This is a genomic window from Pseudomonas sp. GZD-222, assembly GCF_049310525.1.
Taxonomy (GTDB): Bacteria; Pseudomonadota; Gammaproteobacteria; order Pseudomonadales; family Pseudomonadaceae; genus Aquipseudomonas.
Genome location: NZ_JBMOWO010000078.1, coordinates 72071 through 97993 on the forward strand (window position 1 = coordinate 72071; position 25923 = coordinate 97993).

Below are 25923 nucleotides of genomic sequence, written 5' to 3' on the forward strand. Positions count from 1 at the left end.
GATCATGCTCTGGGCCTGTATCCTGCTGCCACAGCTGGCACTCGACGCCGTGCAGCGTGGGCGCGCCGACCCCGACACCCCACTGGTACTGCTCAGTGGTCCGCCCCAGCGCCGGGTGCTGCAGGCAGTCAACGCCGCGGCGGCGGCCCTGGGGCTGCGCGCCGGACAGGCGTTGACCAGCGCCCAGGCACTGGCGGGCAACTTCACCTGCGTCGACCATGACCCGGCCGCCATCGAGGCGCTTGAGCAACTGCTGGCGGCCTGGGCTTACCGCTTCAGTTCCCAGGTCAGCCTGCAGTACCCACGGGTGCTGTTGCTGGAAGTCGAGTCCAGCCTCGGCCTGTTTGGCCCCTGGCCTGCCTTTGAAGCACGCTTGCGCGCGGAGCTGAGCGCCCTGGGGTTTCGCCACCGCATTGTCCTGGCCAGCAACCCGGTCGCCGCGCGCATGCTCGCCAACTGCCACGATGGTCTGGCGCTCGCCTGTCCAGAACAGACGCGCGCTGCCCTTGAGCAGATGCCCATCGAGCGTGTCGGCCTGCCGGCAGAGGCGGCCAGCGCCTTCACCCGCATGGGCCTGCGCCGGCTCGGCCAGGTCATGGCGCTGCCCCGCGAGGCCCTGGCCCGGCGCTTTGCCGCTGCGGTGCAACTGCACCTGGACCGCCTGCTGGGGTTACGCCCCATGGCCTTGTCCTTTTACCTGCCGCCGGATCGCTTCGATCTGCGCCTGGAGTTGAATTTCGATGTCGAGTCGCACCAGGCCTTGCTCTTTCCCCTGCGCCGGCTGATCAACGATCTGACCGCGTTCCTGGCCGGACGCGACAGTGGCGTGCAACGTTTTACCCTGCACCTGGAGCACGCCGAGGGCGCCGACACCTGCGTAGCTGTTGGCCTGCTGGCCGTCGAGCGTGATCCGTTGATGCTGTTCGAACTGGCCCGAGGGCGCCTTGAACAGCTGCAATTGAGGGCGCCGGTGCGCAATCTGCGTCTGCAAACCGAAGACCTGCCGGCCTTTGTGCCGCAGCATCGCGAGCTGTTCGACCCACGTCCGCAGCAGAACCAGCCCTGGGAGCAATTACGCGAACGCCTGCGCGCGCGCCTGGGCGACACCGCGGTGCACAGTCTCTCGGCCCGGGCCGATCATCGCCCGGAATGCGCCTGGCGCCTGGACCCCGCTGCCAGGTTGGCGCCGACGGCCCCCGCGGCGCTGCGTCCGGGCTGGTTGCTGGCCGAGCCGCAGGCCTTGCCGGGAGTGGGCGTGCAACTGCTGACCGGCGCCGAACGGATCGAATCCGGCTGGTGGGATGGCGGCGATGTGCGCCGCGATTACTACCGGGTGCAGACGCCGACCGGGCTGTACGCCTGGGCCTACCGTAATCTCGGTGAAGAGGGGCCGCTGTGGCTGCAGGGCTGGTTCGCATGAGCACGCCAGCGCCTTACGCCGAGCTGCACTGCCTGTCGAACTTCAGCTTCCAGCGCGGTGCCTCCAGCGCCCAGGAGCTGTTCCGTCGTGCTCGCCAGCAGGGCTACCAGGCGCTGGCGATCACTGACGAGTGCAGCCTGGCCGGAATCGTCCGGGCCTGGCAGGCGGCCAAGGCGGTGGATCTGCCGTTGATTGTCGGCAGCGAAGTACGCCTGCACGAGGGGCCCAAGCTGGTACTGCTGGCGGAGAACCTTGCTGGTTACCAGCACCTGTGCCGGCTTATCACCCTGGGCCGGCGACGGGCGCAGAAGGGCGCCTACCAACTGCAGCGCGAAGACTTCGAGGTGCCGCTGGAGGGCTTGCTGGCCCTGTGGGTGCCTGATGAAAGTGACCAGGACCTGGCTGTCGGCCACTGGCTGCGCGAGCATTTTGTCGAGCGCCTGTGGCTGGCCGTGGAGCTGCACCGTGGGGCTGACGATGGGCTGCGCCTGCAACAGTTGCTGGCGCTGGCCGCGTCCCTGGCGCTTCCTGCCGTGGCCGCGGGCGATGTGCACATGCATGCCCGTGGGCGGCGCGCCCTGCAGGACAGCATGACGGCGATCCGTCATCACTGCACGGTGGCCGAGGCCGGGCAGCGGCTGTTCGCCAACGGCGAGCGCCATCTGCGGCCACTGACGCAACTGGCCGAGCTGTACCCGCCGGCCCTGCTCGATGAAACCCTGCGCATCGCCGCCCGTTGCCGCTTCGACCTCAGCCAGTTGCGCTACCAGTACCCGCGCGAGCTGGTGCCAGAGGGGCAGACGGCCAGCGCCTGGCTGCGCCATTTGTGCGAACAGGGGCAGCGCTGGCGCTGGCCCGCAGGTATCGAAGAGAAGGCGCGCCTGGCCCTGGCGCATGAGCTTGAGCTGATTGCCGAGCTGAACTACGAAAGCTATTTTCTTACCGTTCACGACATCGTCAACTTTGCCCGTGGCCAGGGCATTCTCTGCCAGGGACGCGGTTCGGCGGCCAACTCGGTGGTGTGTTACGTGCTGGGCATCACCGAGCTGGACCCGATGCACAGCCACCTGCTGTTCGAGCGGTTCCTCTCCCGCGAGCGCGATGAGCCCCCGGACATTGACGTCGACTTCGAACACGAGCGCCGTGAAGAAGTCCTGCAATACGTGTTCAGTCGCTACGGTCGCCACCGCGCGGCCTTGACCGCCGTGGCCAGCACCTACCATGCCGCCGGCGCGGTGCGTGACATTGCTCGCGTGTTGGGCTTGCCGGTGGCGCAGATCAACGCCCTGGCGGACTGTTGCGGGCGCTGGAGCGATCGCCTGCCACCCCCCGAGCAACTTCGTGAAGGCGGTTTTGACCCCGACAGCCCCTTGCTGCGGCGGGTGCTGGCGCTGACCGGCGAACTGATTGGCTTCCCCCGGCACCTGTCCCAGCACCCGGGCGGCTTCGTGATTTCCGAGCAGCCGCTGGACAGCCTGGTGCCGGTGGAGAACGCCGCGATGGAGGGGCGCACGGTGATCCAGTGGGACAAGGACGACCTCGACCTGGTCGGTCTGCTCAAGGTCGATATTCTCGCCCTGGGCATGCTCAGTGCCTTGCGCCGCTGTTTCGATCTCTTGTACCGCCATCGCGGGCGTCAGCTGACCCTGGCGACGATCCCCGCCGAGTGTGCGGCCACCTATGAAATGATCGGCCGCGCCGACACCGTCGGGGTGTTCCAGATCGAGTCGCGCGCGCAGATGGCCATGTTGCCGCGGCTCAAACCGAAGAACTTCTACGACCTGGTGATCGAGGTGGCGATCGTCCGCCCCGGGCCGATCCAGGGTGACATGGTCCATCCCTATTTGCGCAGGCGTCAGGGCCTGGAACCTGTGACCTATCCATCGCCGGCGTTGCAGAAGGTGTTCGAACGCACCTTGGGCGTGCCGCTGTTCCAGGAGCAGGTGATGGAGCTGGCCATGGTCGCCGGTGGCTATTCGGCGGGCGAGGCGGATCAGTTGCGTCGGGCCATGGCGGCCTGGAAGCGTCATGGCGGCCTGGAGCCGCACCGCGAACGGCTGATTAGCGGCATGCTCGCTAACGGCTACAGCAGCGAATTTGCCGAGCGCATCTTCGAACAGATCAAGGGCTTTGGCAGTTATGGCTTTCCCGAGTCGCATGCTGCCAGCTTCGCCTTGCTGACCTATGCCAGTTGCTGGCTCAAGTGCCATGAACCGGCGATCTATGCCTGTGCGCTGATCAACAGCTGGCCGATGGGCTTCTACAGTCCTGACCAGATTCTGCAGGATGCCCGCCGCCACCGTATCGAGATTCGCCCGGTGGATGCCTGTCACAGCGACTGGGATTGCAGCCTGGAGCCGGGGTCAGGGCAGGCCCTGGCCATTCGTTTGGGGTTGCGGCAGATTCGCGGGTTTCGTCAGGAGGATGCCCGGCGCATCGAGCAGGCCAGGGCTGCGGCCGCTTGGCGGGATGTCAGTGACCTCTGCCTGCGGGCGCAGCTCGATGCCCGGGCACGTGAACTGCTGGCCGATGCCGGGGCCTTGCGCGGGCTGGCCAGTGATCGCTACCGGGCGCGTTGGAGCGTGGCGGCGGTGCAGGCGCAGTTGCCGTTGTTCGCCGGGCTCGAAGCGCCACAGGAAGCGCCGGTGGACTTGCCCCGGCCGTCGATCGCTGAAGACCTGTTCGCCGACTATGCCAGTGTCGGTACCACCCTCGGGCCGCACCCGCTGACCTTGCTGCGCCGCCGTCTTGATGCCCTGGGCTGTCGCAGCTCACAGGCGCTGGAGGGCGCCGAGCATGGCGACAAGGTCAGTGTCGCGGGCCTGGTGACCGGCCGCCAGCGTCCGGGGACTGCCAGCGGGGTGACCTTCGTCACCCTTGAAGATGAGTTCGGCAATGTCAATGTGGTGGTCTGGCGCGACCTGGCGGAGCGTCAGCGCCGGGCCCTGGTGGGCTCACAGCTGTTGCGGGTGAGTGGCCGGCTTGAGAGTGAAAGCGGGGTGCGCCACTTGATCGCCCAGCGCCTGGAAGACCTCAGCCCGCTATTGCAGGGGCTGGATGTGCGCAGCCGGGATTTCCATTAGGCGAGACTCGACGTGCCTTGCGATTGAGGTGTGTCAGTTACGACGCATCGCGGGGCAAGCCCGCTCCTACCTGCAACGCTTCGATGAACAGCGACTCTGCGCGGCTCATCCGTTGTTCGCGGTTCCACAACAGATGAATGTCGACATCGGCGATCCCGTCATGTGGCGGCAGTTGCCAGAGCAACCCGGCCTCGACATCCGCAGCCACCACGTGGGCCGGCAGGCAGCCAATGCCAAACCCGGCAATCACCAGACGCCGCACTTCTTCCAGGCTCGGTGATGAGGCCACGATGCGTCCGCTGAAACCTTGCTGGTCGCGGAAAATGGTTAGCGGCGAGAGCATGCCGCCGATCTGGTCGCTGGTGAAGCTGACAAAATTCTCGCGTTGCAGGTCACCCTCGGCGACGTCCTGTTTGCCGTACAGGCCATGAGGTTTACCGCAGTAAAAGGCATAGCGCTGGCGCAAGAACAGTCGCTGCTCCAGCCGCGGCTGCGGGCGGCGGTTGAGGCTCAGGCCCAGGGTCGCAGTTTTTTCCTGCAGGGCGCTGACGATATCGGAGCTGCGCATCACGTCGATCTCAAGATCCACCCGCGGATGCTGGCGATGAAAATCGGCGAGGAAGCTGTCGAAGCCGTCGCAGACGATCCGGCTGATCATCAGCAGGCGCACCTTGCCGATCACCTCATCGGCCGGCTGTTCCAGTACGCCGCTGAGCTGGGACATCTGCCCGTAGATTTCCCCGGCCAGGTGGAAGATCTGCTCGCCCACTTCGGTCAGGGCAAAGCGTGGGCCGCGGCGGGCGATCAGTTGCCGGCCAAGCTGCTCCTCCAGGCGTTTGAGGGCCTGGCTGACGGCCGGTTGGGTCAGGTGCAGACGCGCGGCAGCGCGGCTGATGCTGAGTTCCTGGCCGATCACCCGAAAGGTGCGCAGCAGGTTCCAGTCAAGGCGATCGTTGAGCAGGCGGTCTGGCATGGGCGGGGCTCTACGGTGTCACTATAAGGGCGGCTAATAGTGTGAATAATAAATAGAAAATTGACTAATCATAGCCCCGGGACAAAAAATCATTCCTACAGGCGTCACCAGAACGCCCGGACGCACCGTTACCTCCTGCCAGAAAAATAATCAAAGGAGCCTGACCCATGAAGCCTTCCGCTTCGCCCCAGCCACGCCGGGCTGCCGCTGCCGCCTTTATCGGCACCATGATCGAGTGGTATGACTTCTACATCTACGCCACTGCCGCCGCACTGGTGTTCGGCGCCTTGTTCTTCCCCTCCGACGACAAACTGTTCAGCACCATGGCCGCCTTCGGCACCTTCGCCGTGGGCTTTTTCGCCAGGCCCCTGGGGGGCATCGTCTTTGGTCATATCGGTGACCGTATCGGGCGCAAGAAGTCCCTGGTGATTACCCTGGTGATGATGGGTGTGGTCACGGTGTGCATCGGCCTGTTGCCGACTTACGCGCAGATAGGTGCTGCTGCGCCGGTATTGCTGATTCTCCTGCGCATCGTCCAGGGCATCGCCGTCGGCGGCGAGTGGGGCGGGGCGGTGTTGATGGCCGGGGAGCATGCGCCCAAGGGCCGGCGCAACTTCTTTGCTTCCTTTGCCCAGTTGGGTAGCCCGGCGGGCCTGATTCTGTCGCTGCTGGCGTTCAGCGCGGTGACGCGTTTGCCCGAAGAAGACCTGATGAGCTGGGGCTGGCGCTTGCCGTTCCTGGCCAGCGCACTGTTGCTGCTGGTGGGCCTGGCCATTCGCCTGGGCGTGAATGAGTCGCCGGAGTTTCTCGCCAGCCGCGAGCAGGCGAGCAAGGCCAAGCGCAAAGAGCAGGCGCCGGTGATGGAAGTGCTGCGTACCGCCTGGCGTCCGCTGCTGCTGTGCATTGGCGCCAATACCCTGGGCATCGCCGGGGTGTATTTCACCAACACCTTCATGATCGCCTACAGCACCCAGCAGTTGGAGCTGCCACGCTCACTGATTCTGGAGTGCCTGTTTGTAGTGGCGATCATCCAGTTCTGTATCCAGCCCCTGGCGGCTTGGGTGGCCGAGAAAATCGGTGCAACGCGTTTCCTCTGCCTGGTGTCGCTGCTGGCCATGGCTTCGCCTTATCCGATGTTCGTGCTGGTCAGCTCTGGCCAGGCACCCCTGATCATTGTCGGTATTGCCCTGGCGGTGGTGTGTATGGCGTCGTTCTATGCGGTGATCGCAGGTTATGTCAGCGGCATGTTCGAGACCCGCGTGCGCTACACCGCGATCTCCATGGCGTACCAGGTCTGTGGGGCGATCGCTGGCGGCCTGACGCCGCTGGTAGGCACCTGGCTGGCGCACAAATTTATTGGCCAGTGGTGGCCGATGGCGCTGTTCTACAGCGTGATTGCGGCGATCTCGTTGCTCTGCGTGCTGGCCTTGGCGCGTCGCCATGCCGCTGCACATCGTCTGGAAATGGCCTGATTTGTTAACGAATACTGGAGTAGTTGCGATGTTGAAAAGCAACGGCGAACGCCTGTGGGCGAGCCTGATGGCCATGGCTGAAGTCGGGGCAACGGCCCGGGGTGGCAGTTGCCGCCTGGCCCTGAGTGAAGAAGACAAGGCGGGCCGCGAACTGTTCGCCCACTGGTGCCGCGAGGCGGGCATGACCCTGAGTGTCGACGCCATTGGCAATCTGTTTGCCCGTCGCCCCGGTGCCGATCCTGAGGCCGCCCCAGTGATGATTGGCAGTCACCTCGATACCCAGCCGGAAGGTGGGCGCTTCGACGGTGTCTACGGTGTACTCGCCGGGCTGGAAGTGGTGCGCTGCCTCAATGACTTGCAGATCCAGACACGCAAGCCGCTGGAAGTGGCGGTGTGGACCAACGAAGAAGGCGCCCGCTTCACCCCGGCGATGTTCGGCTCGGCGGTGTTTACCGGCAGCATGAAGCTTGAGGACGCCCTGGCGGTGCGCGATGCCGACGGCATCAGCGTCGCCGAGGCGCTGCAGCGCACGGGGTTCGCTGGTCAGCGACCGCTGGGTGGTGCGGTGGATGCGTACTTCGAAGCGCATATCGAGCAGGGCCCGATTCTAGAAGACAACGCCAAGAGCATTGGCGTGGTCAGTGGTGGCCAGGCGATCCGCTGGCTCGATGTGCAGGTCGAAGGCATGGCCGCCCATGCTGGCACCACGCCTATGCCATTGCGCAAGGATGCCCTCTACGGCGCCGCGCCGATGATCCAGGCGATTGAACAACTGGCCAGCGATTTTGCCCCGCAGGGCCTGACCACGGTGGGCGAGCTGAGCATCAGCAAGTCTTCGCGCAACACCATTCCCGGGCTGTTGCAGTTCACCGTCGACCTGCGTCATCACCTCGACAGCGCCATCAACGACATGGAGCAGCAGGTCACCAAGCGCCTGCAAGCCATTGCCGCCCAGCGCGACCTGAAGGTCAGCATCAGCCGTCACTGGGTGAGCCCGGCGACGCCGTTCGATGCCGACTGTGTCGCGGCGGTGCAGGCGGCGGTGGATGGCCTGGGTTACGCCCAGCAATCGATTGTCAGCGGCGCTGGCCACGATGCGATCCTGCTGGCGCGCTATTGCCCGACGGCGATGGTATTCATCCCCTGCGTTGCGGGTTTGAGCCACAACGAGGCTGAAGACGTGTTGCCCGAAGACGTGCGCCAAGGCGCCGATGTACTGCTCAACGCCGTGCTGGCCCGCGCCGGCCGCGTTGCATAAGGAGAAGCCCATGCGTTGCTACTTCCACCCCGAACAGCTCCTGCATCATCCGCGCAGCTACTACTCCCGCGGCCAGATGCGCTTCCCTCAGGAAGTGCCCGAGCGTGCCCGCAATCTGTTGCAGGCGGCGAAGAATCTTGGTTTTGACATCGCCCATCCGGAGGACGCCGGCCTGCAACCACTGCTGGCCGTGCATGGCGCACCGTACCTGACATTTCTGCAAGAGGCGCATCAGCGCTGGACGGAAATCCCCGAAAACTGGGGCGATGAAGTGATGTCGAACATCTTCGTGCGCGAGCCCAATGCCTTGCGCGGCATCCTCGCCCAGGCCGCCCGCTATCTGGCCGATGGCAGCTGCCCGGTGGGTGAACTGACCTGGCGCTCGGCCTACTGGTCGGCGCAAAGCGCGGTGGCCGGGGCCAGGGCGTTGCTCGATGGCGAGCCGGCGGCCTACGCCCTGTGCCGTCCACCGGGGCACCATGCCCGCGCCGAAGCGGCGGGCGGCTTCTGCTACCTGAACAACGCCGCGATTGCCGCTCAGGTGCTGCGTGAGCGCTTCAGCCGCGTGGCGGTGCTCGATACCGACATGCACCACGGCCAGGGCATCCAGGAAATCTTCTACGACCGTGACGATGTGCTGTACGTCTCGGTGCACGGCGACCCGACCAACTTCTACCCCGGCGTGGCCGGCTTTGCCGACGAGTGCGGTAGCGGTGCAGGACAGGGTTACAACCTCAACCTGCCGATGGCCCATGGCGCCAGCGAAGCGGACTTTCTCGGGCAGTTGGAAGTTGCGTTGGCGGCGGTGCAAGACTTCGGCGCCGAGGTGTTGGTACTGTCGCTGGGCTTCGACATCTATGAACTGGACCCGCAAAGCAAAGTGGCCGTTACCCGCGAAGGTTTTGCGGCCTTGGGCGAGCGTATTCGCAGCCTCGGTGTGCCGTGCCTGATCGTGCAGGAAGGCGGGTACCACCTGGAAAGCCTGGAGGACAATGCGCGGGCGTTCTTTGCCACTGCGCAAGACTGGCGCTAGCGGACGGAGGTCAAGGTTGCTGATATTCGCTACGCAAATATCACGCATATGAAAATGAAATTTCTCAAATAGTTGGCGGCTGCTTAGGGTGTCGGCAATCCTTCTTTTCGATTTGGGAGTGCCGCTGTGAGCAATGGATTCGAAGTACGACAGGCTGCGGTGGTAGGGGCCGGAACCATGGGCCGGGGCATTGTCATCAGCCTGGCCAACGCCGGTATTCCGGTGTTGTGGCTGGACACCAATGCGCAAATGCTCAATGCCGGCCTGGAAATGGCGGCCGAGTTCTGGGCCCAGCAGGTGGTCAAGGGCCGCATCAGTACCGCCCAGGCCGAGCAGAGCCTGGCCCTGGTGCAGGCGGTGGACAGCTACGCGGCGCTGGCCGATGTCGACCTGGTGATCGAAGCGGTGTACGAGAATCTGGCGCTCAAGCAGGAGATCTTCCGCACCCTGGACAGCACCCTCAAGCCCGATGCGATTCTGGCCAGCAACACCTCGGCGCTGGACATCGATGCCATTGCCAGCGCCACCCGCCGCCCCGCGCAGGTACTGGGGCTGCACTTCTTCAGCCCGGCACACATCATGAAACTGCTGGAAATCGTTCGCGGCGCGCAGACCTCGCTGTCCGTGCTCGACACTGCCCGGCAACTGGGTCAGCGTCTGGGCAAGGTGGCGGTGGTGGCCGGCAACTGCCCGGGCTTCATCGGCAACCGCATGCTCAAGACCTACGCCAATGAAGCGCGCAAGATGCTTCTCGAAGGCGCCATGCCGCAGCAGGTGGACACTGCTTTGCAGGCCTTTGGTTTTGCCATGGGGCCCTTTCGCATGTACGACGTGGTCGGTGTCGATCTCGAATGGCGTGCCCGCACCTTGGCCGGGCAGGGGATGGACAATCCGCTGGTGCAGGTCGACAACGCCTTGTGCGAGTTGGGACGCTTTGGCCAGAAGGCCGGCCAAGGCTATTACCACTATGCCGCAGGCAGCCGCGAAGCTTGCCACGATGCTGCAGTCGATGCCCTGGTCGCGCAAATTGCCAATGACCTCGGCTATCGCCGCCGGCTGATCAGCGACCAGGAAATCGTCGAGCGCTGCCTGCTGGCGCTGGTCAACGAAGGGACGAAGATTCTCGAGGAAAACATCGCGGCCAACAGCCGTGACGTTGACCTGGTCTACCTCAATGGTTATGGCTTTCCGGCGGCAGTCGGCGGGCCGCTGAGCTGGGCCGATGCCCAGGGCCTGGCGTCTATCCAGGCGCGCCTGGAGGATTTGCGCGGCAGGCTCGGTGAGCATTGGCAAGCCGCAGCCCTGATTAAACGGTTGGTGGCCGCTGGCAAAGGCTTTGCCGACGTACAGCAGGGCCGGGTATGAACGATCGGGCAGTGCGGGATGCCATCAGCCAACCACAGCGTGAAGCCTTTGGCCATTTCCAGCCGATCTCCACGCGCTGGCACGACAACGACCTGTATGGCCACGTCAACAATGTCGTCTACTACAGCTTCTTCGACAGTGCGGTGAACCGCTACCTGGTCGACAGCGGTGGCCTGGACATTCACCACGGCGAGGTGATCGCCTATGTGGTCAACTCCAGCTGCGACTACTTTGCCTCCGTTGCGTATCCTGAGCACATCGAGGTCGGTCTTGCAGTGAGCAAGCTGGGCAACAGTTCGGTGCACTACGCTCTGGGCATTTTCAAGGCCGGAGAGCAGCAGGCCTGTGCGGTGGGACGGGTTGTCCACGTCTTCGTCGAGCGCGCCAGCAACCGGCCGGTGCCAATTCCCCACGCGATGCGTTTGGCCTTGAGCCGTCTTTGCGCTGACTGATTCGCGGGCGTGTTTTCCCCTCAGCGCCCGCGGTAAGCGCCTGGGGCGCAGTCGAACCAACGCAGGCAGGCACGGTGAAAGCTTTGCACGTCGCTGTAACCAAGCTGGTCAGCGATCTGCACCAGCTCCAGGGGACTGCCCTGCAGGAGGTCTTCGGCGCGGTAGCGGCGGTACTCGTCAAGCAGCTCCGAAAAACTCCAGCCCAGTGCCTTCAGGCGCCGGGCTGCGGTGCGTTCGAGCAAGTGCTGGCGGCTGCAGAACAGCGGCCAGCGCTCAGCATCGGCCAAGTGCACGGCGAGGTGATCGCTGGCCAGTTCCAGCAAGGTCGGCTGGCTGTTGCGCTGGGTTTGTTGCAGCAGGCCCACCAGCATCTGCTCCAGCGCCTGGTTTCCGGGAGTGAGCGTTTGTGTGAATAGCTGCGGGTCTAGGTGGATGCCATGCTCGCCATGCCCCCAGCTGACCGGCGCGCGCCAGGCCTGTGGGTGCGCGCCGGTATCGGCCGGCGCCGGGTGGGCCAGCTCGATGGCGATGATCGGATCCTGGTCCAGACCGCTGGCCAGCAGCTTGCGGCGCAGCAGGCTGCAGATGCTGGTGAGCATGTAATCGGTGATCGGCGCGCTGGCTTTGAGACTGCCGCAATCTTCCAGGCGCAGGGTGACCTGCTGCTCGCTGCGCTCGATGCGCGCGCGGAAATGACCGTTGAAAAACGGAAAGTATTCGACGAAAAAGGCGCAGGCGCTGTCCAGTGACGCCGCGACATCGAACAGGTAGGTCAGGCCATTGGTGGCGGTGGAGACGAAACGCCGGCCGGCGGCCAGGCCGATCAGCGGGTCGGTGGTTTCTGCCAGGGCCAGGGTCCAGAAGCGTCGCGACAGTAACAGCGGCACACGCAGAAAAGGTGTGCGCAACTCGAACAGGCTGCGGCGAAACACGGCTTCAATCAGGGCCTGGTCGACACCGCGCGACTGCAGTTCCTCAATGGCCGGCAGCAGGGTCGGGGCATAGAAAGCATTGGCGGGCGCAGGGGTCATGAGCGCTCCATCAGCAAGTGTTGATCCACCTTGAGAATGGCTTCGATCATAGCCTGCGCCGCGGGCGTCAGGCTGCTGCCGGCCCGGCTGACGATGCCGTATTGCAGCTGCAGGTCGGGGTTGGTGGCGTCCAGGTCAACGAAGCTGAGCAGGTGAACCTCTCCGGCGTCGACGCGCTCGCACAGCGCCTCGGCAGTGGCCAGGCCGATGGCATCCGAACGCATGACTACCCGGCGGATCGCATCGAACTGGGCGCACTCTACGCTGGTGACAAAGTCCTCTGTGCCCTGGGCGCGGGCGAGGATCTTGCGGATCATGGGCGGGATGCGCGTGCCGGCAATCGGGTAGTCGAGCAGGGCGCTGAGCTTGAGCAGCCCGCCGTCGGCCAGCGGGTGCCCGGCGCGGCAGAAGAAGCGCCCGCGCCGTGGTCGCAGGACCTGCACCTGATAACGCGGATCGTCCTTGAAGTAGCGCGAGTCGGCGACCAGAAATTCGATCTGCTGCTCCTTCAGCCAGATCCCCAGTTGCTCCCAATCACCCTGGTGAAAGCGGGTGCGCACCAGCGGGTGGTCGTGGATGAACTGTGCCAGCGCCTCGGGCACCAGCAATTGGGCCGGATAGGGGCCGCTGCCGAAGTTCAGCTCGCCACCTTCCAGGCCGTTGTACTGCAACAGCTCGCTGTGCAGGTTCTGGCTGCCGGCCAGCAGGCGCCGGGCATGTTGCAGCACCAGCTGGCCCTGGCCGGTCAGGCGGAAATCACGGCTGCCGCGCTCGACCAGCACGCAGTCGAGGTCGCGCTCCAGGGTCTGGATACTGCGGCTGAAGGCCGGCTGACTGAGATTGACGGCGTCGGCGGCGCGGACAAAACCACGGTAATCGGCCAAGGCTACAAAGTGACGGAGTTGACGAAGGTCCACCATGCACCTCTTGCATGTTGCAGATGTTTTTTATGCATTTGATCGATAGTGTAGCGACTGGCATAAGTCTAGTCCTGCCCTTTTTCTGCGACCTGTCATGCTTGCTGCAGCCTTCGTTTCCAGTGCTTTCACCCGTACCCTGGTGGCTCATGCCCAGGGCTGTGGTTTGCCGGTCGACCTGCTGATGCAGCGTGCCGGCATTGAACCGGCCTGGCTCGAAGGGCACGGCAGGGTCCCGGCGCTGCTGGTCGAGCAGTTTCTTGGGGAATGTGAGGCAGCCGGTGCCGGACGCGACTTTGGCTGTGAGCTGGTGCCGGGCATGGCTACTCACTCGTTGCAGGGGCTTAACATCCTCCTCGATTCAGCCGCCACGGTACGTGCCAGCCTTGAGTGTTTTATCCGTTACCTGCCGCTGGTGACCAACTGCATACGGGTCAGTCTGGAAGAGGACGCAGGCCAGGCACAGTTGCAGGTGCGCCGTTATCAGCACCCGCCGCATTACTACATGCTCGACGCCGCGGCACTGAGCCTGGTGCGCAACAGTGCCCGGCGTGCCGGCAAGCCACCCGCCAGCCTGTTCAGCCATGTAAGCCTGTTGGCCGGGCAAGCGGCGGGACCCTGGTTACACGGCTGGGGCGTGGCGACCTCCGAGGGCCAATGGCTGAACCTGCAACTGACGCCGCAGGCGCTGGACCTGGCGCTACCCGGGGCCAATGCCTTCCTGCACCAGAGCATGCTGCGCCAGTGGCAGGGGGCGGCCGATGACGGTGGGCGCAAGGACAGCCTGCAACTGGCCCGGCACTGGCTGAGCGCGGGCGACCAGCCTATCGAGCGCATCGCCGAGCGCCTCGGTTACCGGCAGCCGAGCAACTTCATCCGGGCCTTTCGCAAGCAGTTCGGGGTCACGCCTAAACAGTTTCGCCTGAACGCTTTGCATGTGCTGTAACGCCAGCAGCGGTTGCTTGCGCATGATCATTTTTTGTCGTGCGCCGCTTGTGCCTGGCGGCGGTTGCTTGGGCATCTTGATCGAGCTGCGTAATCCAACTGGAGCTCGATAATGACAACAATAAGCTCAACCCGGGCGGGCCTGCGCCTGGACAGCGGTGGCCGCTCACCGTTGATCCTGGCAATGCTGGCGGCGGTCGTCGCGCCTGCCCAGGCGACCACGTTCGATATCAATGAAGACTGGAGCTTTACCACCCGAAGCACCCTGAGCCTGGGCAGCAGCTGGTCGACCCAAAGCCCCGACCGGCATCTGATGACCCGCGCCAACGCCTTGCAGGCCCAGGGCGTCAGCGCTGATGGCAGCAGTGTCAGCGCCGATGACAACCGCCTCAACTTCAAAAAGGGCGACCCGATCTCACAGACCTTCAAAGGCCTCACCGACTTCAGTGTGGATGGCCAGGGGCAGGGAGCGTTCCTGCGTCTGAAATACTGGTATGACCACGCCTATGAAACCCGCGACGGTCGCTTCAAGGACTTCGATGACAGTGGCTGGGACGATCTGGCCAAATTCCAGGGTTTCGAAGCGCTGGATGCCTACCTGTGGAAGGACCTGGAAGTGGCTGGTCATCCGCTCAATGTCAAACTCGGCAAGCAAGTGCTGTCGTGGGGCGAGGCCTTGTTGATCCAGAACGGCATCAACGTCATCAACCCGCTGGATATCACCGCCTTCAACCGCCCCGGAGTCGAGATCAAGGAAGGCCAGTTGCCGGTGGAGATGCTGTCGTTCAGTTTCGGCATCTCCGACACCACCAACCTTGAAGGTTTCTACCAGTACAACTGGCGGCCCAGCGTGCTCGACGGCTGCGGGACCTTCTTTGCCAGCAGTGATGTGATCCAGCCCGGCTGTGGACCTTTGTACCTGAGCCAGGTGCTGACTGATCAGCAGATGCAAGCCAGTGGCCTGTTTGCCAGTTCACGGGGTAACGAGTCGCCTTCGGACAGCGGCCAGTTCGGCTTCGCCCTGCGTCAGATGCTGCCGGCGCTCAACGATGCCGAGGCGGCGCTGTACTTCATCAACTACCACTCGCGCCTGCCGTACCTGACCCTGGATGCGCGCAACACCCGCTTGCCGGGCAACTTCCCCGGCGGCGGACAGGGGCCGAGCTATGCCGCCGCGTTCCCGGAAAACATCCGCCTGTACGGGCTGAGCCTGACCGCCGTGGAACCCTACAGCGGTATATCCCTGGCCACCGAGCTGAGTTACCGGCCAAACCTACCGCTGGCCCTCAATGCACCCGACGTCACCACGGCGGTGGTCTCTGGCGCGGCGGGCAGCTCCTGGGTCGAATTGCCCGCAGGTTTTAACAATCGCGCCGGTGATCGACTCGATGGCTGGCAGCGCAAGGGCGTGTGGCAATGGACCGGTTCGGCCACCCAGGCCATCGACAACGTGCTCGGCGCGACGCGCCTGAGCCTGTTCGGCGAAGTCGGCGTGGTGCATATCGAGGGGCTGGGCGATGAGCGTCTGGGTCGCAACGCCGCCTTCGGCCGCAGTGCGCCGCGCAATGGCAACCCCTGCAACACCGTGGCGTCCGGGGTGACCAACCGCTACTGCACCGACAAGGGCTTTGCTACCGACTGGTCCTGGGGCTACCGCCTGCGCGCAAGCCTTGAGTACAGCGACGTGCTGCCCGGGATCAACCTGATCCCTGCGGTCAACTGGCGTCATGACCTCGAGGGTTACTCCTATGACCCGCTCGGGCCGTTCCAGGAAGGGCAGCAGGCCTTGGGTTTGAGCCTGACCGCCAACTACCTCAACGACTACAGCGTCGAGCTGGCCTACAACGCCTTCTTCGGCTCCAACGACTACAGCACCCTGGATGACCGCGACTTCGCCTCGGTCAGTTTCAAGGTTGATTTCTAAGGAGAACACTAAAAATGCGTATTCATCCCCTGTTACTGGCCCTGACCTGTGTCAGCACCTGCGTCCTGGCCAAGAGCGATGACCTTGGCGCCCTGGACAAGACCCTCACGCCCATGGGCTCGGAGCGCGCCGGCAATGCCGACGGCAGCATTCCGGCCTGGACCGGCGGCCTCGACCAGCGCGCCGGCAGCGTCGATGGCAACGGCGGCTACAGTGATCCGTTCGCTAGCGACAAGCCGTTGTTCACCATCACGGCGCAGAACCTTGCGCAGTACCAGGCCGCGCTCAGCCCTGGCCAGGTGGCGATGTTCAAACGCTACCCGGCCAGTTTCCAGATGCCGGTCTACCCCAGTCATCGCAGTGCCCGACTGCCGGCAGAAGTTCTTGCTGACAGCCGCAGCAACGCCAGCAAGACCACCCTGGCCGATGGTGGCAACGGCCTGCATGACTACACCCGCGGCATCCCGTTCCCGCTGCCGACCGAAGGCATGGAGGTGATGTGGAACCATATGAGTCGCTGGCGCGGTGGCAGCTACGAGCGTCTGAGCAGCATTGCCCTGGTGCGCGAGAATGGCGCGGTCAGCTATATCCGCGCCCAGTCACTGGTCAGCTTCGCCGAAGCAATCAACGGCCTTGAACCCAAGGCCAACGTGCTGTTCATGTTCAAAAGCCGGGTGCTGGAGCCGGCGCGCCTGGCGGGAGAGACCGTGCTGGTGCATGAGCCGGTCGACCAGGTGGTTGAGCCGCGATCAGCCTGGCAGTACCTGCCTGCCCAGCGGCGGGTGCGCCGCGCGCCGATGTTGGCCTATGACAACAGTGCCCGTTACAGCAATGGCCTGATCACCGCCGATAACATCGACGGTTTCAACGGCGCGCCGGACCGCTTCGACTGGAAGCTGATCGGCAAGCAGGAACTGTACATTCCCTATAACAGTTACCGCCTCGGCAGCCGGGCGTTGAAACTCGACGAACTGGTCAAACCCAACCACATCAACCCGGCCTATACCCGCTATGAGAAGCATCGGGTCTGGGTGGTTGAAGCCACGCTCAAACCCGGCGCCCGGCATATCTACAACAAACGGCGTTTCTACGTGGATGAAGACAGCTGGCAAATTGCGCAGGTCGATCAGTACGACAGCCGTGGCGAGTTGTGGCGCAGTTCGGAGCTGCACGCGATCCAGCACTACGATCATGATTTCACCTACAACGTGCTGGAAACTTCCTACGACCTGATTTCGGGCCGCTATTACGCCGGTGGTTTGAGCAACGAAGAGAAAACCCCGATGCGGGTAGGCTTCACGGCGAAAACCGACGACTACACACCTTCGGAGTTGCGGCGCTGGGCCAAGTAACACAAGCCCTGCGGGCGTTGCCGGCGATAAGGCCAGCAACGCCCGCAAGCGGTTTACGGCGTAACGATATTGAACTGCGGGCTGAAGGTGTCGAGGGTGCCCAGCAACGCGGCGATTTTCTTGCCGTCGCCTTCGACCTTGATCAAGCCTTTTTGCATCGCCGTGGGGAAATCCAGCTGTTTGAGGCTGATCTGTTCCAGGGTCGCCTTGCTCATGCTCAGGCCCGCATCAGCCTTGGGGTTGAGGCCTTCGCGGTGAGTCAGCACGCCGTTGCGCAGGGTCAGGTTGAAGGCCAGGTCGGGGTCGGTGAAGTGCCAGTTGAGGTTCATGTCATGGCCGACCGCCTTGTCGACATCCACGCGCACTGCCATGAAGTCGAAGAACATCTGCGGGGTCAGGGCGCGCACCATGTCTACTGACACCGAGCTGCCCACCTGGGTCGGCACGCCGTTGCGCAGTTCCATGGCGCCGGTCAGGTAGATGTTGCGCCAGTTGGCGTTCTCGCTCTGATAACCCAGCTGCTCCAGGGCTTCGGCCTGGATGGTGCGTGCCTTGGCATTGTCGGGCTCGGCGAACAGCAATTGGTTACCCAGTTGTGCGGCCCAGCGGTACTCACCTTTGTCCATGGCGGCGCGAACCTTGCCCAGTACCGCTTCGCTACCGCCCATGGCCTCAACGGTCAGCCGTGCGCTCTCCACCGGCGGCAGCGGGTTGAGGTTGGCCGGGTTACCGTCGTAAAAGCCCATGTAACGCTGGTACACCGCACGCGAGTTGTGGCTCAGCGAGCCGTAATAGCCTTGGGTGTACCACTTGTTCTGCAGCTCGCCCGGCAGTTTCTGCATGTTCTGGGCGATTTCCATCGGCGTCAGGCCCTGGTTGAGCAGGTGCAGGGTGCGGTCGTTGAGAAAGGCATACATGTCGCGTTGATCAGCGAGCAAGGTACGCACCGATTCCGCGCCCCAGGTCGGCCAGTTGTGCTGGCCGAACAGCACCTCGGTCTTGTCGCCGTAATGGCTCAGGCTGGCATCGAGGTACTGCGACCAGGCCTTGGCATCGCGCACCTGGGCACCACGCGGGGTGAGGATGTTGTGCATGGTTTGCGAAGCGTTTTCGGCAATGCCCAGGGCCTTGAACTGCGGCAGGTAGAAGTTCATTTCCGAAGGGGCTTCGGTGCCAGGGGTGAGCTGGAACTCGACATCGATACCGGCGATGCGGCGGGTCTCGATCGGCTTGTCGATCAGGTCGGTGGGCGCAATCAGGGTAATGCTGCCACCGATGGCTACGGCCTTGCCGATGGCGGCGTCGACCTGGCCCTGGTCACCGCGCGGCAGGTACAGGCCGAACTGGTATTGGGCGCGGCGGCTCATGGCGTTGCCGGCATAAACGTTCTCGCTCATCACGTGTTCCATGAACCCGCTGGGGGCGAACACCTTGACCTTGCCGGCGTTGACGTCGGCCTCGTCGATCACGCCGCGTACGCCGCCGAAGTGGTCGGTATGGGTATGGCTGTAGATCACCGCCACCACCGGTTTGCGTGCACGGTTCTGGTAGTACAGGTCGAGCGCGGCACGGGCGGTTTCGGCGGTGGTCAGCGGATCGATGATGATCAGCCCCTGGTCGCCTTCAATGATGGTCATGTTGGCCAGGTCCAGGCCGCGCACCTGGTACAGCCCGGGCACCACTTCGAACAACCCGGCATGGTTGTTCAGCTGCGCCATGCGCCAGAGGCTGGGGTTGACGGTGGCGGGACTGTCTTTGTGCTTGAGAAACTCATAACTGGCCAGGCTCCAGATCGGCTTGCCGTTGGCATCTAGCACTTGCCCCTTGAACGGCGCGATCAGCCCGCGACTGACGGCGGCGTAGTCGGCATCATTGCTGAACGGCCGCTGTTCGAGCATGGCGGCGTTGTTGGCACGGGTTTGTTCGCTGGCAGGCTCGGCGTACACCGATTGGCTTAGGCAGGCGAGGGCGATCAGGCTCGCCAGGTGCTTGCGTGGGAACGGGGTGGGAAGGGGCATGGTGTCTCCGTTTTCTTGTCGTTATGGCACACCCCCCCGAGGTTAAGGCCCGGCTTGCGCTGCTCGACAAGCCGTCAACGACAAAAACCATGCACAGGCTCTACTTGCTTGCTGCTGACGGCGTACTACAACCCATCCCGCCGTACATGCTTGGCCAACAACTTCTCCAGCTTCTCCCACAACAATGGCTCGGTACTGAACGCCACATTGAAGCGCATCCACCCCGTCGCCTGTGAATCGACCATGAACAACTGCCCCGGGCCGAGCATGATGCCTTGCTCAAGTGCGTCGTCGACCAGCGCCGCGCTGTCGGCGATGGCCGGATGACGGGTCCACAGGTACATGCCTTCATCACCTTCGATAAAGCGCTCGAAGCCGAGTCGGGTGAGCTGTTCGCTGACCTCCTGCTGGGCCTCGGCCAGGCGCTGGCGCAGGCGTTTGAGGTGTTTGCGCCAGCGTCCGTCGGTGATGGCCGCGTACACCACTCGCTCCATGACCTGGGAGGTGGTCAGGCCAGAGCGCATTTTCAGGTGCAGCAGTTGCTGCATCAGCTCCGGGTTGGCGAGCATGAAACCAACGCGCACGTTCGGCGAGATGCTCTTCGAGTAGCTGCCGACATACACCACCTGCTGCAGTTGATCGAGGCTGGTCAGGCACGGCAGCGGTTCGCTGATCATGTCGGCATACAGGTTGTTTTCCACCAGGCGAAAGCCATGCCGGGCGGCCAGTTGCAACAAACGGTGCAGTTGGGCCAGTGGTGTCCGTGAGCTGGTCGGGCTGTGCAGGTGCGGCTGGGTGAAGAACACCGTCGGGCGATGGTGTTCGAGCAGGCGCTCCAGGTGATCGAGGTCGTAGCCGTTCGGAGTGCGGGGCACGCCGAGCAGGGTCGCGCCCTGAAAGCGCAGGATGCTCATCAGGTTGGGGTAGCCGGGGTCGTCCACCAGCACCACGTCGCCCGGGCGCACCAAGGTACGCACGGCCAGGTCGAGGGCCTGGCTGGCACCGTGGGTAAGCATCAGCTGGTTGGGGTTGGCGACGATGCGCAGGTCCTGCTGCAGGTTCTGCGCGGTGAGGGTGCGCAGTTCGAGCAAACCCATGGGGTCGCCGTAACCACTGAGTTCAAGCACGCTGCTGGCGACCTGACGCATGCCGCGGCGCAGGCCGTCCTCGAACATCCAGTCGTTGGGCAGCCAGCCGCAGCCGGGCTTGAGCGCCAGCTGGCGGCTTTCGAAGATCTGCTGCAGGTACCACTCGGAGTTGAACGCCGGCTTGCCAGGTGCCGGTTCGCTGGCCTGGCTGTCGATCAGTTCCACCGCCGAGCGGTTGACGAAGAAGCCGGCGTTGCCGCGACTGACCAGCAAACCCTGGGCCACCAGTCGGTCGTAGGCCTCCACCACGGTAAAGGTGCTGACCGAATAGGTGGCGGCGAAGGCGCGGATCGAAGGCACTTTGGCGCCGGGTTTGAGGGTCTGGTTCTCGATCAGTTCACGCAACCCGTTGATGATCTGGTTGACCAGCGGCGGCGATGCGTCGGGACGTAATTCAAGCATTCGGAAGCTGTGCCTTCAGGTGTGCGTAACGCCGGGCGCCTGCAGGGTGCGGGGTGTACTGCATTGGCGGCCTGTACAGTGCAGTGAACTATTCATCGCGCTGTGCATGGCTCTCTGTGTCATACATTTTTACATTAGGGGCCTGTAATCGCTAGCTAAACAACGCTGAAGCACCTGCGGTTGCACGAGTTTCCTTGCATAAAAAGAACAGAAGGTAGCCACTGATGGACGCAACATCCACATCCACTTCCGCAGGGAAAGTGGAGCACGAGAGCAAGCTTAGCGCTTCGCTCAAATCACGCCACCTGACCATGATGTCGATCGCCGGAGTGATCGGCGGCGCCTTGTTCGTCGGTTCCGGCAGCGTGATCCACAGCGCAGGGCCGGCGGCCATCCTGGCCTACTTGGCCGGCGGTATCCTGGTCGTGCTGATCATGCGCATGCTCGGTGAGATGGCGACTTCCTCGCCCGACACCGGCTCGTTCTCCACCTACGCCGAGCGCGCCATCGGCCGCTGGGCCGGGTTCACCATCGGTTGGCTGTACTGGTGGTTCTGGGTCATCCTCATGGCCTGGGAAGCCTATGTCGCAGGCAAGATCCTGCATGGCTGGTTCCCCTCGGTCAGCGTTAACGTGTTCGTGCTGGCTACCACGCTGGTGCTGATCAGCGTCAACTTCTTCAACGTCAAACACTACGGTGAGTTCGAGTTCTGGTTCGCCCTGATCAAGGTGGTGGCGATCATATGTTTCCTTGTGGTTTGTGGCCTCGCGGTGGTCAACCTGTGGCCTAGCGGCGAGGTTCACGGCCTGAGCAACCTGACCGCCCAGGGCTTTATGCCCAACGGCATGGAGTCGGTGGTGGTGGCCATGCTCGGGGTGATGTTCGCCTTCCTCGGCGCCGAGATCGTGACCATCGCAGCCGCCGAGTCGAAGAACCCGTCCGAGCAGATCGTCAAGGCAACCAACTCGGTGGTCTGGCGCGTGTGTCTGTTCTACGTCGGTTCGATCTTCCTGATCGTCGCCCTGGTGCCCTGGAACGACCCGCTGATGGGCCAGTCCGGCTACGGCTCGTACCGCCGTACCCTGGAACTGCTGGGCATCCCTTATGCTGAACTGGTGATGAACTTCGTGGTGCTGACTTCGGTGAGCAGCTGCCTGATCTCGGCGCACTACACCGCCTCGCGCATGCTGTTCTCGCTGTCGACCCGCGGTGATGCACCGTCGTTCTTCAAGATCACCCGCGCCGGTACCGGAGTGCCGGTGTTCTCCATCATCGGCTCGTGCTCGGTGGCGGTGTTCGTCGCGCTGATCAACTTCAGTGACACCCTGCGTCCGAAAGACGTGCTCGATGTGCTGATGAACACCACCGGCATGATCGCGCTGCTGGTGTACCTGGTGATCGCCTTCTCGCAACTGAAGATGCGCCGCAAGCTGGAAGCCGAAGGTAAACAGATTCGCCTGAAGATGTGGCTGTTCCCCTGGCTGACCTACCTGGTGATTGTGTTCATCATCGGCTGCCTGGTGACCATGGCGTTCGTGCCGGACTACCAGGTGCTGGTGTTCTCCACGGCGGCTGCGGCCATTGTCGTGGCCCTGATGGGCGCGGTTCAGCATGTGCGGGCGGCGAAGAAAGCCGTTGCCTGATGCACTGAGCCACCTGGCTTGAAGACCACACGCCTGCTGCAAGGGCAGGCGTGTGCTTTGATTCACTCGCCGCTGACCACCCGGTTGCGCCCCGCCTTTTTTGCCGCATACAGACGCCGGTCTGCAGTGGCGACCAGATCCTCCAGTTCCTGGCAGCCATCGGCGCGCAGTTCAGCCACGCCGATTGATACCGTCAGGCGGATTTCCAGCGACGGGGCACCGACCAACAGCGTGCCGGCTTCGGGTACGCACACCGACTTTGCGGTGGCCGCGCGCAACTGTTCGGCCATCTGCGTTGCCTGCTCCAGTGAGGTGTCGGGCATCAGCACACAGAACTCTTCACCGCCATAGCGCACCACCAGGTCCTGGGGCCGTGCCAGTGCCCGGCACAGGGTGGCCATGTGCTTGATCACTTCGTCTCCGGCGCTGTGCCCCCAGGTGTCGTTGATGTTCTTGAAACGGTCGATGTCGAGCATCCACAAGGCCACCGGCTGATCCTCGCGCAAGCGCTGGACCAGACCACCGAAGTCGGACTGCAGGCGCCGGCGGTTGGCCAGTTGGGTCAGGCCGTCGACCAGGCCCATTTCGCGCAGTTGCCGGTTCAGGCGCAGTTGGCCCTTGAACAGGCGATCAACGACGTACAGGGTCAGGGCCATCAATACGCCGAGCAACGCCCAGACCCCAAGAAACAGAATGTCCAACTGCGAGTTGACCGCTCTGCGCAAGTCGTCGGCGCTGATGTAGTTGGTCAGCATCAGGTCGATACCTTGCAACTCGCGAAACTGCAGGTAGCCCTGGTCGAGTTTCAACGTGCCGTGGTCACGTTGAAACAGCATCGGGATCGACAGCCGTACATTCGCAGCCGATACGCTGCTCAGCCAGTTACCCTGGTGCGGTTGGAACGCCTTGTCACTAGACGCGAGCAGGCTGCCTTCATCGTCGATCAGCGCATGCTGCTCATCGCTTGCGGTGGTTTGATAGAGGTAACTCTGCAGTTTGGTCTGCGGTACGTCGTAGATCAGTGCGCCGCGCATCACCGCATTGAGGTACACCGGCGTACTCAGCAGCACGTGCGGCATGCTGTCCAGATCACTGCCCGGCAGCGGGTGAAAGGTGATGTCGAGGTCTTCGATGTTGGCGCGGTTCAGGCTCATCAGTGGCGAGCTGGTGAATTTGCGCAGAATCGGCTCCAGTTGCGCATCGCGCACCGCCGGGTAGGCGATGACAATGCCGGAGGTGGTCAGGAACATGATCCGCGCCAGATTGGTTTCACCCTGGAACTGCGCCGGCAATACCTGGCTCATGGCGCGTGACAGGTGCAGGTCTTCAATCAGTTGCTGCGGGTCGCGGCTCAGGCCCGGGATGTTCGCGATCTGGGCATCGCCCAGTGCTCGCACCGGGGCATCGGACTTGGGCACCGACAGCCCCCAGACCGCTTGCTGGCTGTCGCGCATGGCCGATTCAATGTCATCGTTACGGCGCATGAAGGGTTGATTACGGCCTTCGATCAGCACCCGTTCAGCGATGTTGCGCATGAACTGCAGTTGGCTTTTGCCGTTGAAAACCACCGCTTCGATCGCCAGTGCCTGCAAGTGCAGGTTGTGCTCGCGCTCCTGCAGTTCGCGCTGTTGCAGTTGGTAGTACTGACGTCCGGCGAGCAGCAGGGAAATGGCAAACGCGGCGAGAAAGCACACAACCACCGTGCGTCGAGGGCGTGCGCAGGCGGTAGGCAGAAAGCGTCGGGGCTGCGGCGTCGGCGACTGTTGCGACATCAAGACTTTCCACGGGCAAGGGAGCCGTGATTATAGATGCTGCTGGCAGCACCGCAGGCAGGATATGTGTGCTGTGACGGCGATGCAGGTAGAGGGAGGTTCCCGCCAGGCCTGTCCTGGCGGGGAGTGCAGTGGCTCAGAACGGATTGTTCAGATCGATGCCGGATTTGCCCGGGGCGAGGATGTTGTTGGGGTCAAGGGCACGTTTGAGCGCGTGCTCGAGCTTGCGTTTGACCGGCCCGTAGCTCTGCGCAACACGCTCCTGGAATGCGGTGTTGACGCGGTATACGGCGTAGCCCTGTTGCTCGAATACATCCAGCAGCTCGGCGAAGCAGGCGTTGGCGCGCTGGGTTTCCTCGGGGCTGGTGCGGTCGTACAGCACGTCGATGACATGGTGCATGTCGCGCCAGCCGACGATGAACTCGCCGACATAATCCAGGCCATGTTTGTTGAGAATCTTCTTGGCCAGGGCTTGCTGCTTATCGCACTCGCTGCCCCGCGCCTGGCTGACCGGCGCAAACCACATCGAGCCGCCACCGCCACGCCAGTTGTACAGGCCGAACTCCTGCAGGTTGGGCACGCCGGACATCAGCTGCGCGCGGTACTTGAAGGGCTGGGTGTCACCTGCTTCGTCCTCAGTGACGATACGGCCCTTGCCCAGTTGCTTGAGTGCGCCGGTGACGATCTTCCAGTTCACATCGACCTGTTCCTGGGTGCCGTAGAGCGCGGCGTAGACGTTCCAGGCGCCAAGGTTCTTGTCCTTCTGGATCTGTTTGAGAATGGCATCGGAAGTGGCGCCGGGCTCTGAGGTGTAGTCGCTGCGGCGGGTGTTGCAGGTCGATGCTTCCCACAGCACACCGGCGATCACCACCGAGTTGGGGATGACCTGGGCGATGCGCAACGGGCGGATGAATTCGACGATCTCGGCGATGTCCGACTCATTCTCGAACTTGATTTCAAACGGTTTGAATACCGGTGGCTTGGGCATCAGCCAGAAACCCATCTTGGTGCAGATGCCGTAGTTGGCCTGGGTGAACATGCCATCCAGGGTCGGGCCATAGCCCCATTTGAACACCTGCCAGGCGTTGTCGCCTTTGACCCCGCCCATGCCGGTGCGATAGACATCGCCGTTGGCCAGCACCACTTCCATGCCGCATTGCATGAGGAAGTGCTCGCCATAGGGGGTATAGCCGACGCCACGGTCCATGGTGTTGCCCAACGGCCCGGCAATCGCCGAGGGTGCGGAGAACGACAGCATCAGAGGCAGCTTGTGCTCCTGGATGTAGTCGTAGAGCTGTTGGTAGGTCACCCCGGGTTCGACCAGCGCGGTACACAGCTCAGGGTCGACATGCAGGATCTTGTTCATCTTCTTCAGGTCGAGGATCACCTGGCCGCGTTGTCCGGGCGCCGCCGAGCCATAACCGAAGTTGCGCCCGGTGGAGATGGTCCAGACCGGGATCTTGAACTGGTTGCAGATTTTCACCACGCCCTGCACCTGTTCCACCGTGGTGGCGGTGACGGCCGCCGAGGGCGCATGTTCGGCGTTGTCCACGGCCATCATGATTTTGTTGTAGGGAATCAGCTGCTCGTCCTTGACCAGGACATTGTCGTCGCCCAGCAAGGCACGGAACTGGGCAAGGGCTTGCTCGAAACGGGCAGTATCGACGCCGCGAGGCAGCAGGGTATTGGCAGTTGTTTGGCTCATGTTGGAGTCC

At 63.3% G+C, this 25923-nt stretch carries 18 protein-coding genes; 11 read left to right on the forward strand and 7 right to left on the reverse strand.

Going from position 1 to position 25923, the window contains the following annotated elements; genetic code table 11:
• The first annotated feature begins 4 nt into the window (after positions 1-4).
• Entirely contained in the window at positions 5-1420 is a 1416-nt protein-coding gene (locus ACO6VD_RS14825; protein WP_422420064.1) for a Y-family DNA polymerase, read from the forward strand.
• Positions 1396-4503 (forward strand): error-prone DNA polymerase, encoded by a 3108-nt coding sequence (locus ACO6VD_RS14830; RefSeq protein ID WP_422420066.1) that lies wholly within the window; start codon positions 1396-1398, stop codon positions 4501-4503. Before ACO6VD_RS14825 ends, ACO6VD_RS14830 begins: the two co-directional genes overlap by 25 nt.
• A gap of 37 nt (positions 4504-4540) precedes the next feature.
• On the opposite strand, the gene ACO6VD_RS14835 is transcribed toward ACO6VD_RS14830, so the two are convergent.
• On the reverse strand, positions 4541-5476 hold the full coding sequence (locus ACO6VD_RS14835; RefSeq protein WP_422420068.1) for a LysR family transcriptional regulator: 936 nt from the start codon (positions 5474-5476) through the stop codon (positions 4541-4543).
• Positions 5477-5643: 167 nt separating this feature from the next.
• On the opposite strand from ACO6VD_RS14835, the gene ACO6VD_RS14840 reads away from it, so the two are divergent.
• The 5 genes from ACO6VD_RS14840 (at position 5644) to ACO6VD_RS14860 (ending at position 11056) form a co-directional block, all read left to right on the forward strand.
• Positions 5644-6948, forward strand: coding sequence for an MFS transporter (locus tag ACO6VD_RS14840; protein ID WP_422420069.1), 1305 nt, complete (start codon positions 5644-5646; stop codon positions 6946-6948).
• A gap of 28 nt (positions 6949-6976) precedes the next feature.
• Positions 6977-8206 carry a Zn-dependent hydrolase gene (locus ACO6VD_RS14845; RefSeq protein ID WP_422420071.1) on the forward strand — a complete coding sequence of 410 codons (1230 nt, stop codon included), beginning with the start codon at positions 6977-6979 and terminating at the stop codon, positions 8204-8206.
• 10 nt (positions 8207-8216) lie between these two features.
• Entirely contained in the window at positions 8217-9239 is a 1023-nt protein-coding gene (locus ACO6VD_RS14850; protein ID WP_422420073.1) for a histone deacetylase family protein, read from the forward strand.
• Positions 9240-9416: 177 nt separating this feature from the next.
• On the forward strand, positions 9417-10604 hold the full coding sequence (locus ACO6VD_RS14855) for a 3-hydroxyacyl-CoA dehydrogenase NAD-binding domain-containing protein (protein WP_422420249.1): 1188 nt from the start codon (positions 9417-9419) through the stop codon (positions 10602-10604).
• Complete coding sequence (locus tag ACO6VD_RS14860; protein ID WP_422420075.1) at positions 10601-11056, forward strand: acyl-CoA thioesterase; 456 nt, start codon at positions 10601-10603, stop codon at positions 11054-11056. Before ACO6VD_RS14855 ends, ACO6VD_RS14860 begins: the two co-directional genes overlap by 4 nt.
• Before the next feature lie 20 nt (positions 11057-11076).
• Here the strand turns inward: ACO6VD_RS14860 and ACO6VD_RS14865 are convergent, their stop codons facing one another.
• Both ACO6VD_RS14865 and ACO6VD_RS14870 read right to left on the reverse strand, forming a co-directional pair.
• Complete coding sequence (locus ACO6VD_RS14865) at positions 11077-12087, reverse strand: AraC family transcriptional regulator ligand-binding domain-containing protein (RefSeq protein WP_422420076.1); 1011 nt, start codon at positions 12085-12087, stop codon at positions 11077-11079.
• Positions 12084-13004: a LysR family transcriptional regulator gene (locus tag ACO6VD_RS14870; RefSeq protein WP_422420078.1), complete on the reverse strand. Its 921-nt coding sequence runs from the start codon at positions 13002-13004 to the stop codon at positions 12084-12086. The genes ACO6VD_RS14865 and ACO6VD_RS14870 overlap by 4 nt, the downstream gene beginning before the upstream one ends.
• 97 nt (positions 13005-13101) lie before the next feature.
• Between ACO6VD_RS14870 and ACO6VD_RS14875 the strand changes: the two genes are divergently transcribed.
• From ACO6VD_RS14875 to ACO6VD_RS14885, 3 genes are all read left to right on the forward strand, one after another.
• Positions 13102-13950 (forward strand): helix-turn-helix domain-containing protein, encoded by an 849-nt coding sequence (locus ACO6VD_RS14875; RefSeq protein ID WP_422420080.1) that lies wholly within the window; start codon positions 13102-13104, stop codon positions 13948-13950.
• A gap of 111 nt (positions 13951-14061) precedes the next feature.
• Positions 14062-15873 carry a DUF1302 domain-containing protein gene (locus tag ACO6VD_RS14880; RefSeq protein ID WP_422420082.1) on the forward strand — a complete coding sequence of 604 codons (1812 nt, stop codon included), beginning with the start codon at positions 14062-14064 and terminating at the stop codon, positions 15871-15873.
• A 14-nt stretch (positions 15874-15887) separates the two neighbouring features.
• Positions 15888-17225: a DUF1329 domain-containing protein gene (locus tag ACO6VD_RS14885; RefSeq protein ID WP_422420083.1), complete on the forward strand. Its 1338-nt coding sequence runs from the start codon at positions 15888-15890 to the stop codon at positions 17223-17225.
• A 53-nt stretch (positions 17226-17278) separates the two neighbouring features.
• Here ACO6VD_RS14885 and ACO6VD_RS14890 read toward each other — a convergent pair whose 3' ends face one another.
• Together ACO6VD_RS14890 and ACO6VD_RS14895 are read right to left on the reverse strand one after the other, a co-directional pair.
• Positions 17279-19243, reverse strand: coding sequence for an alkyl/aryl-sulfatase (locus tag ACO6VD_RS14890; RefSeq protein ID WP_422420085.1), 1965 nt, complete (start codon positions 19241-19243; stop codon positions 17279-17281).
• 125 nt (positions 19244-19368) lie between these two features.
• On the reverse strand, positions 19369-20793 hold the full coding sequence (locus tag ACO6VD_RS14895) for a PLP-dependent aminotransferase family protein (protein ID WP_422420087.1): 1425 nt from the start codon (positions 20791-20793) through the stop codon (positions 19369-19371).
• Positions 20794-21017: 224 nt separating this feature from the next.
• Here ACO6VD_RS14895 and ACO6VD_RS14900 point away from each other — a divergent pair, with 224 nt between their 5' ends.
• Positions 21018-22436, forward strand: coding sequence for an amino acid permease (locus ACO6VD_RS14900; RefSeq protein WP_422420089.1), 1419 nt, complete (start codon positions 21018-21020; stop codon positions 22434-22436).
• A 62-nt stretch (positions 22437-22498) separates the two neighbouring features.
• Here ACO6VD_RS14900 and ACO6VD_RS14905 read toward each other — a convergent pair whose 3' ends face one another.
• Together ACO6VD_RS14905 and ACO6VD_RS14910 are read right to left on the reverse strand one after the other, a co-directional pair.
• On the reverse strand, positions 22499-24208 hold the full coding sequence (locus ACO6VD_RS14905; RefSeq protein WP_422420090.1) for a diguanylate cyclase: 1710 nt from the start codon (positions 24206-24208) through the stop codon (positions 22499-22501).
• Between the two features lie 136 nt (positions 24209-24344).
• Positions 24345-25913: an FAD-binding oxidoreductase gene (locus tag ACO6VD_RS14910; RefSeq protein WP_422420092.1), complete on the reverse strand. Its 1569-nt coding sequence runs from the start codon at positions 25911-25913 to the stop codon at positions 24345-24347.
• Between the last annotated feature and the right edge of the window lie 10 nt (positions 25914-25923).

Excerpts from the sequence above, each read along its gene's own strand:
- ACO6VD_RS14905 (WP_422420090.1), bottom strand. The coding sequence starts at position 24,208 with ATGTCGCAACAGTCGCCGACGCCGCAGCCCCGACGCTTTCTGCCTACC.
- ACO6VD_RS14900 (WP_422420089.1), top strand. The coding sequence starts at position 21,018 with ATGGACGCAACATCCACATCCACTTCCGCAGGGAAAGTGGAGCACGAG.
- ACO6VD_RS14875 (WP_422420080.1), top strand. The coding sequence starts at position 13,102 with ATGCTTGCTGCAGCCTTCGTTTCCAGTGCTTTCACCCGTACCCTGGTG.
- ACO6VD_RS14910 (WP_422420092.1), bottom strand. The coding sequence starts at position 25,913 with ATGAGCCAAACAACTGCCAATACCCTGCTGCCTCGCGGCGTCGATACT.
- ACO6VD_RS14850 (WP_422420073.1), top strand. The coding sequence starts at position 8,217 with ATGCGTTGCTACTTCCACCCCGAACAGCTCCTGCATCATCCGCGCAGC.
- ACO6VD_RS14860 (WP_422420075.1), top strand. The coding sequence starts at position 10,601 with ATGAACGATCGGGCAGTGCGGGATGCCATCAGCCAACCACAGCGTGAA.
- ACO6VD_RS14855 (WP_422420249.1), top strand. The coding sequence starts at position 9,417 with ATGGGCCGGGGCATTGTCATCAGCCTGGCCAACGCCGGTATTCCGGTG.
- ACO6VD_RS14890 (WP_422420085.1), bottom strand. The coding sequence starts at position 19,243 with ATGCCCCTTCCCACCCCGTTCCCACGCAAGCACCTGGCGAGCCTGATC.
- ACO6VD_RS14845 (WP_422420071.1), top strand. The coding sequence starts at position 6,977 with ATGTTGAAAAGCAACGGCGAACGCCTGTGGGCGAGCCTGATGGCCATG.
- ACO6VD_RS14840 (WP_422420069.1), top strand. The coding sequence starts at position 5,644 with ATGAAGCCTTCCGCTTCGCCCCAGCCACGCCGGGCTGCCGCTGCCGCC.
- ACO6VD_RS14880 (WP_422420082.1), top strand. The coding sequence starts at position 14,062 with ATGACAACAATAAGCTCAACCCGGGCGGGCCTGCGCCTGGACAGCGGT.
- ACO6VD_RS14885 (WP_422420083.1), top strand. The coding sequence starts at position 15,888 with ATGCGTATTCATCCCCTGTTACTGGCCCTGACCTGTGTCAGCACCTGC.
- ACO6VD_RS14825 (WP_422420064.1), top strand. The coding sequence starts at position 5 with ATGCTCTGGGCCTGTATCCTGCTGCCACAGCTGGCACTCGACGCCGTG.
- ACO6VD_RS14835 (WP_422420068.1), bottom strand. The coding sequence starts at position 5,476 with ATGCCAGACCGCCTGCTCAACGATCGCCTTGACTGGAACCTGCTGCGC.
- ACO6VD_RS14895 (WP_422420087.1), bottom strand. The coding sequence starts at position 20,793 with ATGCTTGAATTACGTCCCGACGCATCGCCGCCGCTGGTCAACCAGATC.
- ACO6VD_RS14865 (WP_422420076.1), bottom strand. The coding sequence starts at position 12,087 with ATGACCCCTGCGCCCGCCAATGCTTTCTATGCCCCGACCCTGCTGCCG.